Below are 15,443 nucleotides of genomic sequence, written 5' to 3' on the forward strand. Positions count from 1 at the left end.
GGTTCCCGAACGGCCCCTGTTTTGTCGTGCGGAAGAGGTTAGTCCAGGTAGTCCCGCAGCACCTGCGACCGGGAGGGGTGCCGGAGCTTGGACATGGTCTTCGACTCGATCTGGCGGATCCGCTCGCGGGTGACGCCGTAGACCTTTCCGATTTCGTCTAAAGTCTTCGGCTGTCCGTCAGTCAGGCCAAAGCGCATGGCAACCACGCCGGCCTCGCGTTCGGAAAGGGTGTCCAGGACGGAGTGCAGCTGTTCCTGCAGGAGGGTGAAGCTCACGGCGTCAGCCGGAACAACGGCTTCCGAGTCCTCGATCAGGTCGCCGAATTCGGAATCGCCGTCCTCACCCAGGGGGGTGTGCAGCGAAATCGGCTCGCGGCCGTACTTCTGGACCTCGACCACCTTTTCCGGCGTCATGTCCAGTTCCAGTGCCAGTTCTTCGGGCGTGGGTTCGCGGCCCAGGTCCTGCAGCATCTGGCGCTGTACACGTGCCAGCTTGTTGATGACCTCGACCATGTGCACCGGGATACGGATGGTGCGGGCCTGGTCGGCCATGGCGCGGGTGATGGCCTGGCGGATCCACCAGGTGGCGTAGGTGGAGAACTTGAAGCCCTTGGTGTAGTCGAACTTCTCCACGGCGCGGATCAGGCCAAGGTTGCCTTCCTGGATCAGGTCCAGGAACAGCATGCCGCGGCCGGTGTAGCGCTTGGCAAGCGAGACCACCAGGCGGAGGTTGGCTTCCAGCAGGTGGTTCTTGGCGCGCTTGCCGTCGTGGATGATGAATTCGAGTTCACGCTTGTACTTCGGATCCATGGAGCCGTCGTCCGCGGCGATCTTTTCCTCGGCGAACAGCCCGGCCTCGATCCGCAGCGCAAGGTCGACTTCCTGCTCCGCATTGAGCAGCGCCACCTTACCGATCTGCTTCAGGTAGTCCTTGACGGGGTCGGCCGTGGCGCCGGCAGACATAACCTGCTGCACGGGCGCGTCATCGTCGTCTGCATCGGAGTAGACGAAGCCCTTGCCGCTGCCGGCGGCACCCTTGACGGGGTCGGCGTCGACGTCCTCTGCTGCGTCCGGACCTTCGAGGACGATGTCGTCGAGGTCTTCCTCGACGTCTTCGACCTCGTCCGGGTCAACGTCACCGGCGGCGGACTTTCCCGCAGCCTCGGCTGCGGCCTTGGCGCCGGGCTTGGGCCCACGCTTCTTGGGCTCGCGCTTGCTGTCGCCTGCAGCCTCGCCGGCCGAAGCCTTGTTGGCTGCCCGCGTAGCTGCCCGCTTGGCATTGGTCGCGGCCTGCTTCTCCTCAGGGGACAAGACATCCTGGGCGGCGGAATCCTTCTTCGTGGAAGACGGGGTCACAGAAAACCTTTCTAGCGGTGGTCTGTGGAATCACCATACGGGCAACACCACTATGACCCTGTCAAGTCCGTGGTGGAAACCAAGCACCACCACGGCCGGCAGAGTCACTTAAGACAACTCCCGGAGTGGCTGTAATGTTCCCTTGCGGGGACGCTTACAAGCACTCGATACACGGACCCAACCGGGTCTCGGCATCCATTGTCTCACGATTTGCCCGGATCCAACCTCCCCTGCCGCCATCCGTTACGGTTGCCCCGGCGGGCCCGGCCCGGCCGGGGCATGTCCGGCCGGCTTCACGACGCCCGGGTCCGGCTCACAGCGTCTCCTTCTCCCCAGCAGGATCCTTCGGGAACTTTTGCCAGGCCGCCTCCTTCCGGGCGGCCCAGCCACAAAGCGTCCCCCTGCCCACGATATCCAGCAGGAGCTCGGCAAGCCGGTACTCCGGTTCAAGCTCAAGCGCCCGGCCCAAGTGGGCAGCCGCGTAGGAGCCGCGTCCCCGGGACCAGGCCACCCATCCTCGGAGCGTGAGCGCTGCGGCGGCCGGGTGTCCGCCCAACACTGCCAGGTGCCCCAGAATCCGGTCCAGCGCGTCCAGTCCGGCCCAGTCCGGCGCGGCCGGCGCCAGGCCCATGAGGACCTCGCCATAGCCGGCAGGAACAGCGCCGGAAGCGGCACCGCCCGCCCGGCGCTGCTGCCGGCCGGCGAATCCCGGCGGAGGCAGCAACGGCAGCGCCACTGCGGAAACGTCGCCCCCGTCCTCGGAAAGGACGCCGAACTGTTCTGCGCCTGCCTCCGCGGCGGCCCGTCCCGCCGCAGCCATCACGAGCAGGGCGTCGCGCCAGGTGGGAACGAGCAGCGTGGCGCGCAGGAAGGCGTCCCGTTCAACGTCCGGAATCCACTGCCCGTCATGGCTCCGCTCCAGCAGCAACTCCCAGAAGTCAAGCACCGCGTTGAACTGTGCCCTGCTGCGGGACTGCCCGCCGAGCTCGTCCTCCCAGCCGGCCTGTGCCTCAAGGACGGCCGCCTGGTGCATGGCGGGGACCGGGGCTTCCGGCTGGCTCCCCGCTCGTGGCGCGGGTCCAATGCTGCTGCCCCGGTACACCATCTCCGTATTCAGCATGCTGTCCCTGATCTCCTGCACGGGACGTCCCGGAAGCGGGCAGCAGGAGGCGTCGCTGCACAGGGCGTCCCGCCAGTACTCATCGCCCACCAACCAGGCATCGCGGACAGGCATCCCGGCCTGGTCCAGCGCACGTCGCACCGTGTCGACCAGGAGGTCGTAGGCGGATGGCGGTCCCATTCCGGCGTCGCTGGTGAAGACAGCCAGCAAAGAGCCGTCAGCGTCCTGGTCTGATTCAAGGTAGCGCCGGACGGCACGGGCAAACGCGGCGGGGTCGGCCTGGTTCGCCGGACCCGGAAGGTCAAGCCGGAGTGTGGCTCCGAGCGTGGTGCCGTGCAGCGTCATGGCCACCAGGCTGGCAGCTGGCCAGTACCCGAGCGAATGCGGAATGAAGCCAAGGATGTCTTCCGGGCCGCGCACTATTAATCGTTCTGAACCTGTCATAGCTCCAGCATTCGCCGCCGGCGGGGGCGCGGGCAGTGGCCAGTCCGGCTATGTGGGTAACCGGTGCCGTGGAGGAAGAGTGCGGGGAACCCGCGAACGGGAGTGGCTCAGTCGTCCGTGGGCGTCGGCTGGCGGCGGCGGGCCAGGCTTTCACGGCGCTGCCGGGCGATGGCGCTGCGCAGTGGCGGAACCACGATGCCCTGGGCGGCCATTTGCCGGCGGACCTTCCGGCGGGAGGCCAGGATGGCTGCGGCACCGATGCCCAGGAGCAGGAACTGGACGCTCAAAGCCAGCCGGAAGGGTGCCAGGCCGTAGAGCACCCCCTGTGAAAACCCGGTGGCGTTCAGGACGTCGAGCACAAGGCCAATCAGGAAGATGGAGACCAGGGCAGCGATGAAGCCACCAACGTTGACAATGCCGGTGGCAGTGCCGATCCGGTGCGCGGGGTTGAAGGTCCGCGCGAAGTCGAAGCCGATCATGGAACCGGGGCCGCCGATTGCGAGCACCACCACCAGGCCTGCCAGCAGCCACAGCGGAGCGCGCCCGGGCAGCAGCAGCACCGCGGCCCATGCCGTGGCGGTGGCGCCGGCGATCAGCAGCACCATGGTGGAACGGCGCAGTGGATGGCGCGAAACGAAGCGCCCGATGAACGGGCCCACTGCCATGGCTGCGGCAACGTACAGGGCCATCAGCGCTGCGACGGTGGCTGCGTCCAGGCCCTGGCCCGAGATCAGGAACGGGTAGCCCCACGTCATGGCAAAGACGGTGCCACTGAACTGGATGGTGAAGTGGCTCCACATTCCCAGCCGGGTTCCGGGCTGGCTCCAGGCACGGGCCAGTGAGGCGCCGGTGGCCTTGAGCCCCTGCCGGGCGTGCGGCCGTTCGGTCCCCGGTGGGACATCCTGCAGGAGCAGGAGTACCAGCACGACGGCGAGTGCGGACATTCCTGCCAGCATCAGGAAAGCGGGGGTCCAGCCGGACAGGTGCAGGACCAGCGCGAAGGGCAGGACACTGAACAGCTGACCCAACTGGCCGGACATGCCGGTCAACTGCGTGACCAGGGGGACGCGGGCGGGGGAGAACCACAGCGGGATGAGCCTGATCACCGAGATAAAGGTCATGGCGTCGCCGGCGCCCACCAGGACACGGCCAAGGACTCCCCCGGGGATGCTTTCGGCGAAGGCCAGCTGCACCTGTCCGAGTCCCATCAGGACAGCGCCGCCTGCGATCATGGCACGCGAGCCGAACCTGTCCACCAGCAGGCCCACCGGGATCTGGAGCCCGGCGTACACCAGCAGCTGCAGGACGGTGAAGAAGGAGATGGCGGACGCCGTGGCGTGGAACCGCTCCGTGGCCTCGAGCCCCACCACGCCGAAGGAGGTCCGCTGCGCCACGGCCACCAGGTACCCGAAAATTCCAATGGTCCAGATAAGCCAGGCGCGGGGAGCAGTCACCAGTTCATTATGCCCGGCGCGCGCCCGCAGCCCGGAAGCCGTGACGTCCCGCTACTGCCCCGGGTTCTCCCTGGCCAGGTAGGCCTCCACGGCGGCACCCAGGTCGTCGGCGTCGGGAAGCTCGTCGTTCTCGTTGGCCAGGAGCGACCGGCGGACGATGCCGTCGGCCTTCTCGTCGTAGCGTGTCTCCAGGCGGGAGACCACCTGCTGGACCTCCTCGGACGCCTCGATCTGCTGGGCAATCTGCCGGCTGACCTCGCGCCCGGACTCACGGAGCCGGTCGGTGGGCAGCATCAGGGACGTTGCGGCGCCAAGATATTCCAGGCCGGCGACGGCGGCGGTGGGGTACTCGGCCTCGGCGAGGTAGTGCGGGACGTGGATGACGTAGCCGGCAACATTGCGGCCCGCCTCCACGAGGCGCAGCTCCAGGATGTGGCCAACAGCGGCGGGAACTTCAACGGTGGGCTTCCACACGGAGATGCCCTCGATCAGCTCAGGCCGGTTCCCGTGTACCGTCACGCCCACGGGCCGGGTGTGCGGCACGGGCATGGGGATGGAGTGGATCCATGTGACCAGGTTGACGTCCAGCTTTTCCACGATATTCACCACGGCACGGGCAAACCGTTCCCATTGCAGGTCAGGTTCGAAGCCGGCCAGGAGGAGGAATGGCTTCCCCAGCCCGTCCACCAGTCGGTAGAGGGCCAGCCGGGGCTCCTGGTAGTCCTGGATGTGGTCTTCCACGAAACTCAGGTGCGGCCGGCGGGACCTGTAGTCAATCAACTGGTCCGCATCGAAGACCGCCACGGGCTGGGCGTCGAGGGTATCCAGCAGTTCGGCGTTGATCTGCTTCACCACATGGCCGGCGTCGGCGAACCCGGTGAAACCCATGACCAGGTTCAGCCCCTGCAGCTCCGGGCTGTGGAACAGCTCGATGTTGCTGGCATAGAGCGCGTCGGGGTCCAGCAGGGAGCCGGAAATCCGTTCAAGCACGGCGTGTTCCTTTCAGGGGTACGGGTGGACATCATTCATAACGCCGCAGGGGCACCCGGCATTCCGGGCCGCGGTGTGGCGCACATCTCAGGAAATTCTGTCGCTCCGCAGGGGAACGGCTACGATCGGAACTGGCCTGCCAGGCGGGCTTGCAACCACCCGGGCACCGTCCAGAACGGCCGGATCCGGGCCACCATGGCAGAGCGCCCAACATGCATCCCTGCCCGATCGTTTCGAGAATTGAGGACTCATCCCTGTGGTCAAGAATACTGAAGTCAACCTTAGTACCGTCTCGCGGGACCTTAAGAGGAACCCCAGCGATGCCGTGGTGATCGGGGTGGGGCAGGGAAGCGACGGGCCCGTCCTGCTGGACAACCCGCTGACGGCGAAGTCCGCGGAGGCCCTGGCTGACTCCCTCAAGGCACTCGGAGTTACCGGCGCGGCGGACCAGCTGATCCGCCTCCCGGGACTGCCCGAAACCGGCGCCGGCATCCTGGTCCTCGCCGGAGTGGGTAAGGTGCCGGAAGGCACACCGCTCACCGGTGAGGCACTCCGCCGGGCAGCGGGATCCGCGGTCCGGCAGCTGGCCGGCCTCGCCACCGTAACCCTGGCGTTCCCGACGGCGACGGTGCAGGATGTCTCGGCCGTCGCCGAGGGTGCCGCGCTGGGCGCCTACGCCTTCACCGAGTTCCGGTCTTCCGCGGACGGGCTCAAGGATCCCGTCCGCAATGCCGTCATCTTCACGGAACTGGCAGGCAGCACGGACCTGGGCGCCGCACTGAAGCGGGCAGGACTGGTGGCCAAAGCCGTCAACGCGACCCGCTCACTGGTCAACACGCCGCCGAGCCACCTTTACCCGGAGTCCTTCGCCGAGGCCGCCAAGGACCTTGCCAAGGGCCTCCCCGTCAAGGTCACCGTCTGGGACGAGAAGCGGCTTGAGAAGGAAGGCTTCGGCGGCATCATGGGCGTGGGCAAGGGCTCCACCCGCCAGCCGCGGCTGGTTAAGGTGGAGTACTCCCCCGCCAAGGCCACCGCCAAGGTTGCGCTGGTCGGCAAGGGGATCACGTTCGACACCGGCGGCATCTCCCTCAAGCCGGCCCTGAACATGGGCGACATGAAGAGCGACATGGCGGGCGCCGCCGTCGTACTTAATACTGTTTTGGCCCTTGCCGGCCTGGGCCTGCCCGTGAAGGCGACCGCCTGGCTGTGCATCGCGGAGAACATGCCGGGCGGCGGCGCGTCGCGCCCGGCCGATGTGCTGACCATGTTCGGCGGCAAGACGGTTGAAGTCCTCAACACCGACGCCGAAGGCCGCCTGGTCATGGCGGACGGCATCGTTGCAGCCAGCCGCGAATACCCGGACGCCATCATCGACGTGGCCACGCTGACCGGCGCGCAGCTCATCGCCCTCGGCAACCGCACTGCCGGTGTCATGGGCTCGGAAAGCGTCACGGGCGCCCTCAAGGCGGCGGCCGACCGTGCCGGCGAATTGGTCTGGCCCATGCCCCTGCCGGAGGAGCTGCGCCCCAGCCTGGATTCCCAGGTGGCGGACCTGGCCAACATTGGCGAACGCCACGGCGGCATGATGACCGCTGCTGTGTTCCTTCGCGAATTCGTGGGTAAGGACAAAGCGGGCGAACAGATCCCCTGGGCGCACATCGATATTGCGGGGCCGTCCTTTAATAACGGCAGCCCCTACGGCTACACCCACAAGCAGGGCACCGGATGCACTGTCCGTACCCTGGTTGCCTACGTGGAGGACATCCTGGCCGCGGCCTGAGCAAACTGCCTGGGTCACGGGCTCCAGGCCCCGTGCCGCGCGGCCCTGCGGTGCAGTGATTGCTGTGCCACAGGGCCGCGTGACACTGGACACAAGCGCTCCACAAACGCAGCGCCAAGGTGGAGCATGGATAGGTGGTTCGCTAAGGTGAACCACGGTAGTCACAAATGCAAGAGAGTTGCCCTGCTGACATAATCACGGCAGTGCAAGTTCCAAGACCAGATGATGCGCGCAGAACGCGTCATCGTTCACGCGAGGGAGCGTTTTAGTGGCCGATCAGGCAACTGCGCAAGAATTCGACATCCTGGTACTCGGTGGCGGCAGCGGCGGATACGCTGCGGCGCTGCGTGCGGTACAGCTCGGCCTCACCGTCGGCCTCGTGGAGAAGGGCAAGCTGGGCGGCACCTGCCTCCACAACGGCTGCATTCCCACCAAGGCCCTGCTGCACTCCGCAGAGCTGGCCGACCACGCCCGTGACTCCGCCAAGTACGGCGTGAACGTCACCCTGGACGGCATCGACATCAACGCCGTCAACGCGTACAAGGACGGCATCATCGCCGGCAAGTTCAAGGGACTGCAGGGACTCATCAAGTCCAAGGGCATCACCGTCATCGAGGGTGAAGGCAAGCTGCAGGGCACCGACACCGTCGTGGTGAACGGCACCGCGTACAAGGGCAAGAACATCGTCCTGGCCACCGGTTCCTACTCGCGCACCCTTCCCGGCCTGGAAATCGGCGGCAAGGTCATCACCTCCGACCAGGCCTTGACCATGGACTTCATCCCCAAGAGCGCCATCATCCTGGGCGGCGGCGTCATCGGCGTCGAGTTCGCCTCGGTCTGGAAGTCGTTCGGCGTGGACGTCACCATCGTCGAAGGCCTGCCCTCCCTCGTTCCCAACGAGGACGCAACGATCGTCAAGAACTTCGAGCGCGCCTTCAAGAAGCGCGGCATCAAGTTCTCCACCGGCGTCTTCTTCCAGGGCGTTGAGCAGAATGACGACGGCGTCAAGGTCACCCTGGTGGACGGCAAGACCTTCGAAGCCGACCTGCTGCTGGTCGCCGTCGGCCGCGGCCCCGTCACCGCCAACCTGGGCTACGAGGAGGCCGGCGTCACCATCGACCGCGGCTTCGTCATCACCAACGAGCGCCTGCACACCGGCGTGGGCAACATCTACGCCGTAGGCGACATCGTCCCCGGCGTGCAGCTGGCCCACCGCGGCTACCAGCAGGGCATTTTCGTGGCCGAGGAAATTGCCGGCCTGAAGCCCGTGGTGGTCGAGGACATCAACATCCCCAAGGTCACCTACTCCGACCCCGAAATCGCCACCGTTGGTTACACCGAAAAGGCTGCCAAGGAAAAGTTCGGCGAAGACCAGGTGCAGACCCAGGAATACAACCTGGCCGGCAACGGCAAGAGCTCCATCCTGGGTACCTCCGGCCTGGTCAAGCTGGTCCGCCAGAAGGACGGCCCCGTGGTGGGCGTCCACATGATCGGCGCACGCATGGGCGAGCAGGTTGGCGAGGCCCAGCTGATCGTGAACTGGGAAGCCTACCCGGAGGACGTGGCCCAGCTGGTGCACGCCCACCCCACCCAGAACGAAGCCCTCGGCGAAGCGCACCTGGCACTGGCCGGCAAGCCGCTGCACGGCTAGTTTTCCGCAGCATTACCAGGCCCGGTGCACCCGGTCGTCCAGACCGGGTGCACTAGGCTTCCAACAAGGCAGCAATCATTCGCACTAAAGATCAATAAGGAGAACGGGGACGACATGTCTGAATCCGTTAACTTGCCCGCCCTCGGTGAGAGTGTCACCGAAGGAACCGTCACCCGCTGGCTCAAGCAGGTAGGTGACCGGGTAGAGGTGGACGAGCCGCTGCTCGAAGTCTCCACCGACAAAGTAGACACTGAAATCCCCTCTCCTGTAGCTGGCGTGATTGAAGAAATCCTGGTCGCTGAAGACGAGACCGCCGAGGTAGGCGCACCCCTGGTACGCATTGGTGACGGCTCCGGCGGCGGTTCCGCCCCAGCCGGGGAAGCTCCCGCTGCGGCACCGGCCCAGGAAGCTCCCGCTCCTGCGGAGGCACCTTCCACCGAGGCACCCGCTCCTGAAGCCCCGGCCCAGGAAACTTCCGCCCAGGAAACTTCCGCACCGGAGGCACCGGCCGCAGGCGGCGGCGAAAGCCATGAAGTAACCCTCCCCGCACTGGGCGAAAGCGTCACCGAAGGCACTGTCACCCGCTGGCTCAAGGCCGTTGGCGACCAGGTGGAGGTCGACGAGCCCCTGCTGGAAGTCTCCACGGACAAGGTGGACACCGAGATCCCGTCCCCGGTTGCCGGCACGCTGCAGGAAATCCGGGTCAATGAGGACGAGACCGCTGAAGTCGGTTCCGTGCTGGCCGTCATCGGCTCCGGCGCTGCCGCTGCTCCGGCTCCCCAGGCTGCACCGGCCGCCGAGGCTCCCCGGCAGGAAGCCCCCCAGCAGGAAGCTCCGGCTGCCGCCCCGGCCCCCGCTGCTCCGGCACCCGCCCAGGAAGCGCCCAAGGCAGCCCCCGCTCCCGCTGCAGCCCCTGCAGCCCAGGAGGCCGCACCGGCCAACGGGTCCGAATCCGGCTACGTCACTCCCCTGGTCCGCAAGCTGGCCAACCAGCACGGGGTGGACATCACTTCACTGTCCGGCACCGGCGTCGGCGGCCGCATCCGCAAGCAGGATGTCATCGCCGCCGCTGAAGCCAAGGCAGCTCCCGCTGCCGCACCGGCCGCAACCCCTGCCGCATCCGCACCGGCCGCATCGGCTGGAGCTGCCTCCTCGCTGCGCGGCACCACCCAGAAGGCTCCCCGCATCCGCCAGGTCATTGCCCGGCGCATGCGCGAGTCCCTGGAGATCTCCACCCAGCTCACCCAGGTCCACGAGGTGGACATGACCAAGGTCGCCAAGCTGCGCGCCAGGGCCAAGAACTCTTTCCAGGCCCAGAACGGCACCAAGCTGACGTTCCTGCCCTTCATCGCCAAGGCCGTGGCCGAGGCCCTCAAGCAGCACCCCAAGCTCAACGCTGCCTACGACGAGGACAAGCAGGAAATCACCTACCACAACGCCGAACACCTGGCGATCGCCGTCGACACTGACAAGGGCCTGCTGGTTCCGGTCATCGCAGACGCCGGCAACCTGAACCTTGCCGGCCTCGCCGGCAAGATCGCCGACGTTGCCTCCCGCACCCGCGACGGCAAGATCGGCCCGGACGAACTGTCCGGCGGCACGTTCAGCATCACCAACATCGGCTCGGTGGGCGCGCTGTTCGACACCCCGATCATCAACCAGCCGCAGGTGGGCATCCTGGGCACCGGCGCCATCGTCAAGCGGCCCGTCGTGGTTGCTGACGAAAACGGTGACGACTCGATCGCCATCCGCTCCATGATGTACCTGTCCCTGACGTACGACCACCGCCTGGTGGACGGTGCCGACGCCGGCCGGTTCCTCCAGACCCTGAAGGCACGCCTCGAAGAAGGCGCTTTCGAAGCGGACCTGGGGCTCTAGCCTCCGCAGCAATACAACGACGGCGGTGCCGGCATGGGGTGGGAAACCTCCCGCAGCCGGCACCGCCGTCGCGGTTTAACCAACGCAGCCGCCTGAGCCCGGAGCCCCCGTGCGCGTGGCTTTGCTACGGGCCGTAGAACTGACTGGCTAAGCTGGAGCCATGAATATTCTCTTCAACATCCTGGTTTTCCTGCACGTGGTGGGAGCCGCCATGATCGTGGGCTACTGGATCGCCACGATGCGGACGCCCACCGTGCACCCCCGCCAGCGTGACGGCGCCTTCCTGCAACTGCTGACCGGCATCGCCATGATGGGCATCCTGCCGTTCCTGCCGGACAAGGATCCCAACTACGCCAAGCTGGGCATCAAGTTCGTCATCGCCGTCGTGGTCGCCGTCCTGGCTGTCATTGGGACACGCAAGGCCAAGAACGGCCAGCCCGTCTCCACCGGGCTCGCCCATGGCGTGGGCGGGCTGGCCCTGGTCAACATCGCCATCGCCACCATCTGGCAGTAACCGCTCCACCCCGGGGACCCCGGTCATAATCCTCTGAGAGCGGACAATCCGTGCACCGGAGGTGCCTGGTCCCTAGGATGGAAAACGGTGGGTCCGGCCGCGGGTGCCGGGCCCGGATCGAATCGACGCTGAGGAGAGACATGGCTACAACACGCAACGCCCACACGGTATGGACCGGAAGCCTTACCGAGGGCTCTGGCAACACCACCCTGGACAGCTCCGGCCTGGGCACCTTCGATGTCACCTGGAAGGCGCGCACGGAGGCTGCCGGCGGAAAGACCAGCCCCGAAGAGCTGATCGCTGCAGCCCACTCCGCCTGCTTCTCCATGGCCTTCAGCCACGAACTCAGCCAGGCGGGATTCACGCCGGAGGAGGTCAACACCAGGTCCGAGGTTGGCTTCCAGCCCGGCACCGGCATCACCGGCAGCCACCTGACCCTGGAGGCCCGCATCCCCGGCATCTCGCAGGAAGACTTCCAGCGCATTGCCGAAGCCGCCAAGAAGGGTTGCCCCGTGTCCCAGGCCCTGGCCGGCATCGAGATCACCCTGGACGCCACCCTGCAGTCCTAGGCCACGCCGGTCTTGAGCGCATGATCTGAGCGCCACCCTCTGCACAACGCAAAGGCCCTGCCTTCCGGGCAATCCCGGAAAGGCAGGGCCTTTGCTGTTGCCGGTAAAGGCTAGCTCTCCTGCCGGCGGTCGGGCAGCGGAGCGGGCTTCAACCGGCGGTAGCCGGAACGCGCCGGCGGCCGGTCGGTGGGCAGTTCCTGGATCATTTCCTTCAGCGCCCCAATGCCGTACTCCAATTGGGGATCGCGCCCCGCGGCGTAGGCGTGCGGCGGGAAGGTCACTTCGATGTCCGGATCAACGCCGTAGTTCTCCACGCTCCAACCCACGCCGCCGCTGAACCAGTTGGCATAGCGGGGCTGGGTGACGCCGGTGCCGTCCGCCAGCGCGAACCGGTTGTCGATGCCCACCACACCGCCCCACGTACGTGTTCCGATGACCGGGCCGATGCCACGCAGCTTCGAGACCTGGGTGATGATGTCGCCGTCGGACCCGGCAAACTCGTCCGCGAGGATGATCACGGGCCCCCTGGGTGCGTGGTGGGGGTAGGTCCGCGGCTTTTCCCCGCGCGGCATGCTCCATCCGGTGACCTTGCGGCCTATCAGTTCCGCGACGAGCTGCGATGTGTGTCCCCCACGGTTGCGGCGGACATCGACTATCAGGCCGTCCAGTGCTGTTTCCGTATCGAGGTCGCGGTGCAGCTGTGCCCAGCCGTTGGCCATCATGTCCGGGATATGCAGGTAGCCAAAGGTTCCGTTGGACGCTTCCCGGACGGTGCGCCGGTTGCCGGCAACCCATTCCTGGTAGCGCAGCCGCTCCTCATCCTTGATGGGCACGACGGCGACCCGGCGCTGGGTGCCTTGGGCACCGCCGTGCCCCGGGCCGTTGAGGAGGGTCAGCTCCACGGCACGGCCGGCCGCTCCCACCAACTGCATGGCCGGGGTGACGGCTCCGGACAACGGGACGCCGTCAATGGCCAGCAGGATGTCTCCCGCCTTGGCCCCAACCCCGGGCCTGGTCAGCGGGGAGATGGCAAGCGGGTCGGAGGACTCGCCGGCCAGGATGCGGCTGATTTCCCAGCCGTGGGCGGTGTGCGCCAGGTCTGCGCCCAGCCTGCCCTGTCCCCGGCTGCCGCGTTCGGCAACCGGAGCGGGGCGCACGTATGCGTGCGATGTCCCCAGCTCGCCGTGCAGTTCCCACAGCAGGTCCACCAGGTCATCGTGGGAGCCCAGCCGCCCGACCAGGGGCCGGTAGCGGGCGTGGATGGATTCCCAGTCCTGCCCCGCCATGTCCTCGGTCCAGAAAAAGTCCCGCTGCAGGCGCCAGGCTTCATCGAACGCCTGTCCCCAGACGCTGAGCGGGTCCATCAGGACGCGGATGCGGCCCAGGTCCACTTTGACTGCCTTGCCGGAGTCCTCGTCCGCCTTGGCGTCAGAAGGCACCACGGTGACCTGTTTGTCGGAAACCAGTACCACCTTGCTGCGGTCGCCGGAGAGCCGGTAGCTGTCCACGGCGTCCACCAGGGTGGTCTGCCTGCGCCGTCCGATGTCGTACCGGACCAGGCTGGGGCTGGCGTCCTTGTCCTCCTGGCTGGCCTTTCCGTCGCCGGTCACGCCGGCCAGGGCTGAGTCGAGCCAGAGGAGGGCGCCGTCAACGGCCTTCAGCGAGCTGTAGTTGCCCTGCGGCACGGGAACGCTGATGACGCGGTGCGCCAGGCCCTCCGCGTCCACGTGCACGGCAGGCACGGCATCATCCCGTGCTTCGGCGCCGGCTGTGGCATCCGCGTCCGTTGTGGTTTCCGGCCCGGCGCCCGCGGGATCAACGGAAGGGCCAAAGGGCGACGGCGTCTCCGCGGCGAGTGCCACGAGGTACGGCTTGATGGGGCTGGGGAAGGAGAGGTCGAACGAATGTCCGTCGTACACGGGATCGAAGCTGCGGTTGGACAGGAAGGCGAGGAACTTTCCGTCCGGGGTGAAGGCGGGCGAGGCGTCGCGGAAGCGTCCGTCGGTCACGTCCACCGGTTCGGCATCGAGCTGGTCAACGGTGGCCAGGCGCAGCCGGCTGCGCGAGCCAAAAGACGTGACCGGTTCAGACCAGGCCAGCCAGCGGGAGTCCGCCGACCATGCCAGCTCGGAGATGCTGCCTTCGCCAATGCTGGCCACCCGCGAGAAATCTCCGCTGCGGGTGTCCAGGACGTGCACGTCGCCAAACGAGGTACCCAGGGCAACCCAGCGGCCGTCGGGGCTTGCTTCCAGCGAACTGGCGCGTGACGGCGTGGGGACGGTGATGCCTGGTTCTGCCGCGGGTTCCTGGGCGTCGGCCGCGGGGGCCGGGGCCTGCGGTGCAACATCTGCCTGCTGTTCATCGTCCGCGGGCACGTGGACGGCCCCTCCGGACAGCACTGCCGCGCCGGACGCGGGAACAGGCTGCGGCAGGCTGACCGTTTCCGGCCCTGCCGCGCCGTCCTGTGCCGTATCGGCGGGAGCGGGATTTCCAGAATCGGGAGTTTCAGAAATTGCGCCGGCCTTGCCGCCGCTTGCCGGCGCGTGCCCGGCGCCGTGCGGTACTGGAGCGGCAATGTCCCTGATATGCAGTGCCTCCACGCCGTCGTGGTCCGCGATGTAGGCGATGCGGCCATCCCCCAAGGGCCGGGGAAGCCGGGCCCGCACTCCCGGGGTTGCCTCGATGATGCGGGACGGCCCGTCCTTGTGCCGCAGCCAGTGGATGGTTCCGTGCGACTCCACTCCGCTGGCGGCCCCCGCCGCATCCGGCGCCACCGCGCCCAGGTGCTTTACGGCATCAAGGAGGGCGGGACGCCTGGTCTGCGATGCCGAGCCAAGGGTGATGTCCAGCTTTGCAGCCTCCGAGCCAAGATCATTCAGGACCCAGAGTTCGCCGGCTGATTCGAAAATGACGCGCTTGCCGTCCGAGGCGGCGTGCCGGACGTAAAAGTCCTGGTGGTCGGTGTGGCGCCGCAGGTCCTGTCCGCTGGGAAGGACCGAGTACAGGTTGCCGTAGCCTTCGTGGTCGGACAGGAAGGCAATCCGGCCGTCCACCCACAGGGGATCGGTGAGGTTGCCGTCAACGTCCGGCAGCAGCCGCTCGAACTCCCCGTTGCCGTCGCGGTCGATCCACAGTTTTCCCGCCGTCCCGCCACGGTACCGCTTCCACCAGGCCGGTTCGCGGGACAGCACGCTGGCCAGCACCACGGGACGTTCGTCGCCCACCTCGGGGCCAAATGCAACGGATTCCACCGGCCCGTAGGGGAGCTCCTGCGCCCAGCCGCCCTCCAAAGGGACACTGTATGCGTGGGTGTGCCGGCTTTCGGCCTGGCGGAAGGCGCTGGTGACCACCACCGAACCGCCGGCAGTGAATCCCTTGACCTTCGTGGTGCTGTGGCCAAAGTAGGTGAGCTGGCGGTACCCGCCGCCGTCGACCCGTGCCGACACAACTTCCGGCGCCGTTCCCTGCACAACCGTCCAGACCAGGCGCTTGCCGTCCGGGGTGAAACGCGGGTTGCGGGCAGGAAGCTGGAGCGACGAGACGCGCCACGCGCGGCCGCCGTCCAGGGGCGCAATCCACACGTCGTCCTCGGCCACGAAAGTGACCAGATCGCCGTGCAAATGCGGGAAACGGAAGTAGCTCGAAGAGGTCATCGTTCGATCATAGTCAACCCCTCCCCTGCGCCGCG

At 67.1% G+C, this 15,443-nt stretch carries 10 protein-coding genes; 5 read left to right on the plus strand and 5 right to left on the minus strand.

Going from position 1 to position 15,443, the window contains the following annotated elements:
- Nucleotides 1-38 precede the first annotated feature (38 nt).
- The 4 genes from AC6JAM_RS00465 to AC6JAM_RS00480 all read right to left on the minus strand — a co-directional run bounded on the left by AC6JAM_RS00465 (nucleotide 39) and on the right by AC6JAM_RS00480 (nucleotide 5,363).
- Nucleotides 39-1,355, minus strand: coding sequence for an RNA polymerase sigma factor (locus tag AC6JAM_RS00465; protein ID WP_018769677.1), 1,317 nt, complete (start codon nucleotides 1,353-1,355; stop codon nucleotides 39-41).
- Between the two features lie 313 nt (nucleotides 1,356-1,668).
- A complete protein-coding gene (locus AC6JAM_RS00470) occupies nucleotides 1,669-2,919 on the minus strand; it encodes a DUF4192 domain-containing protein (RefSeq protein WP_497933760.1) in 1,251 nt (416 codons plus the stop codon).
- A 107-nt stretch (nucleotides 2,920-3,026) separates the two neighbouring features.
- Nucleotides 3,027-4,373, minus strand: a complete 1,347-nt coding sequence (locus AC6JAM_RS00475; protein WP_018769675.1) for an MFS transporter — start codon at nucleotides 4,371-4,373, stop codon at nucleotides 3,027-3,029.
- Nucleotides 4,374-4,424: 51 nt separating this feature from the next.
- Nucleotides 4,425-5,363, minus strand: coding sequence for a proteasome assembly chaperone family protein (locus tag AC6JAM_RS00480; RefSeq protein ID WP_018769674.1), 939 nt, complete (start codon nucleotides 5,361-5,363; stop codon nucleotides 4,425-4,427).
- Nucleotides 5,364-5,619: 256 nt separating this feature from the next.
- On the opposite strand from AC6JAM_RS00480, the gene AC6JAM_RS00485 reads away from it, so the two are divergent.
- The 5 genes from AC6JAM_RS00485 (at nucleotide 5,620) to AC6JAM_RS00505 (ending at nucleotide 11,755) form a co-directional block, all read left to right on the plus strand.
- On the plus strand, nucleotides 5,620-7,143 hold the full coding sequence (locus AC6JAM_RS00485; protein ID WP_223994773.1) for a leucyl aminopeptidase: 1,524 nt from the start codon (nucleotides 5,620-5,622) through the stop codon (nucleotides 7,141-7,143).
- 268 nt (nucleotides 7,144-7,411) lie between these two features.
- Entirely contained in the window at nucleotides 7,412-8,794 is a 1,383-nt protein-coding gene (gene lpdA, locus AC6JAM_RS00490) for a dihydrolipoyl dehydrogenase (RefSeq protein WP_018769672.1), read from the plus strand.
- 114 nt (nucleotides 8,795-8,908) lie between these two features.
- Nucleotides 8,909-10,672 carry a 2-oxoglutarate dehydrogenase, E2 component, dihydrolipoamide succinyltransferase gene (sucB, locus tag AC6JAM_RS00495; RefSeq protein ID WP_497933762.1) on the plus strand — a complete coding sequence of 588 codons (1,764 nt, stop codon included), beginning with the start codon at nucleotides 8,909-8,911 and terminating at the stop codon, nucleotides 10,670-10,672.
- Between the two features lie 160 nt (nucleotides 10,673-10,832).
- Nucleotides 10,833-11,186, plus strand: a complete 354-nt coding sequence (locus tag AC6JAM_RS00500; RefSeq protein WP_134164385.1) for a hypothetical protein — start codon at nucleotides 10,833-10,835, stop codon at nucleotides 11,184-11,186.
- A 140-nt stretch (nucleotides 11,187-11,326) separates the two neighbouring features.
- Nucleotides 11,327-11,755, plus strand: a complete 429-nt coding sequence (locus AC6JAM_RS00505; protein WP_018769669.1) for an OsmC family protein — start codon at nucleotides 11,327-11,329, stop codon at nucleotides 11,753-11,755.
- Between the two features lie 110 nt (nucleotides 11,756-11,865).
- On the opposite strand, the gene AC6JAM_RS00510 is transcribed toward AC6JAM_RS00505, so the two are convergent.
- A complete protein-coding gene (locus AC6JAM_RS00510) occupies nucleotides 11,866-15,408 on the minus strand; it encodes a S41 family peptidase (protein WP_497933764.1) in 3,543 nt (1,180 codons plus the stop codon).
- Between the last annotated feature and the right edge of the window lie 35 nt (nucleotides 15,409-15,443).

This window comes from Arthrobacter sp. GmRoot5-12, assembly GCF_059739365.1.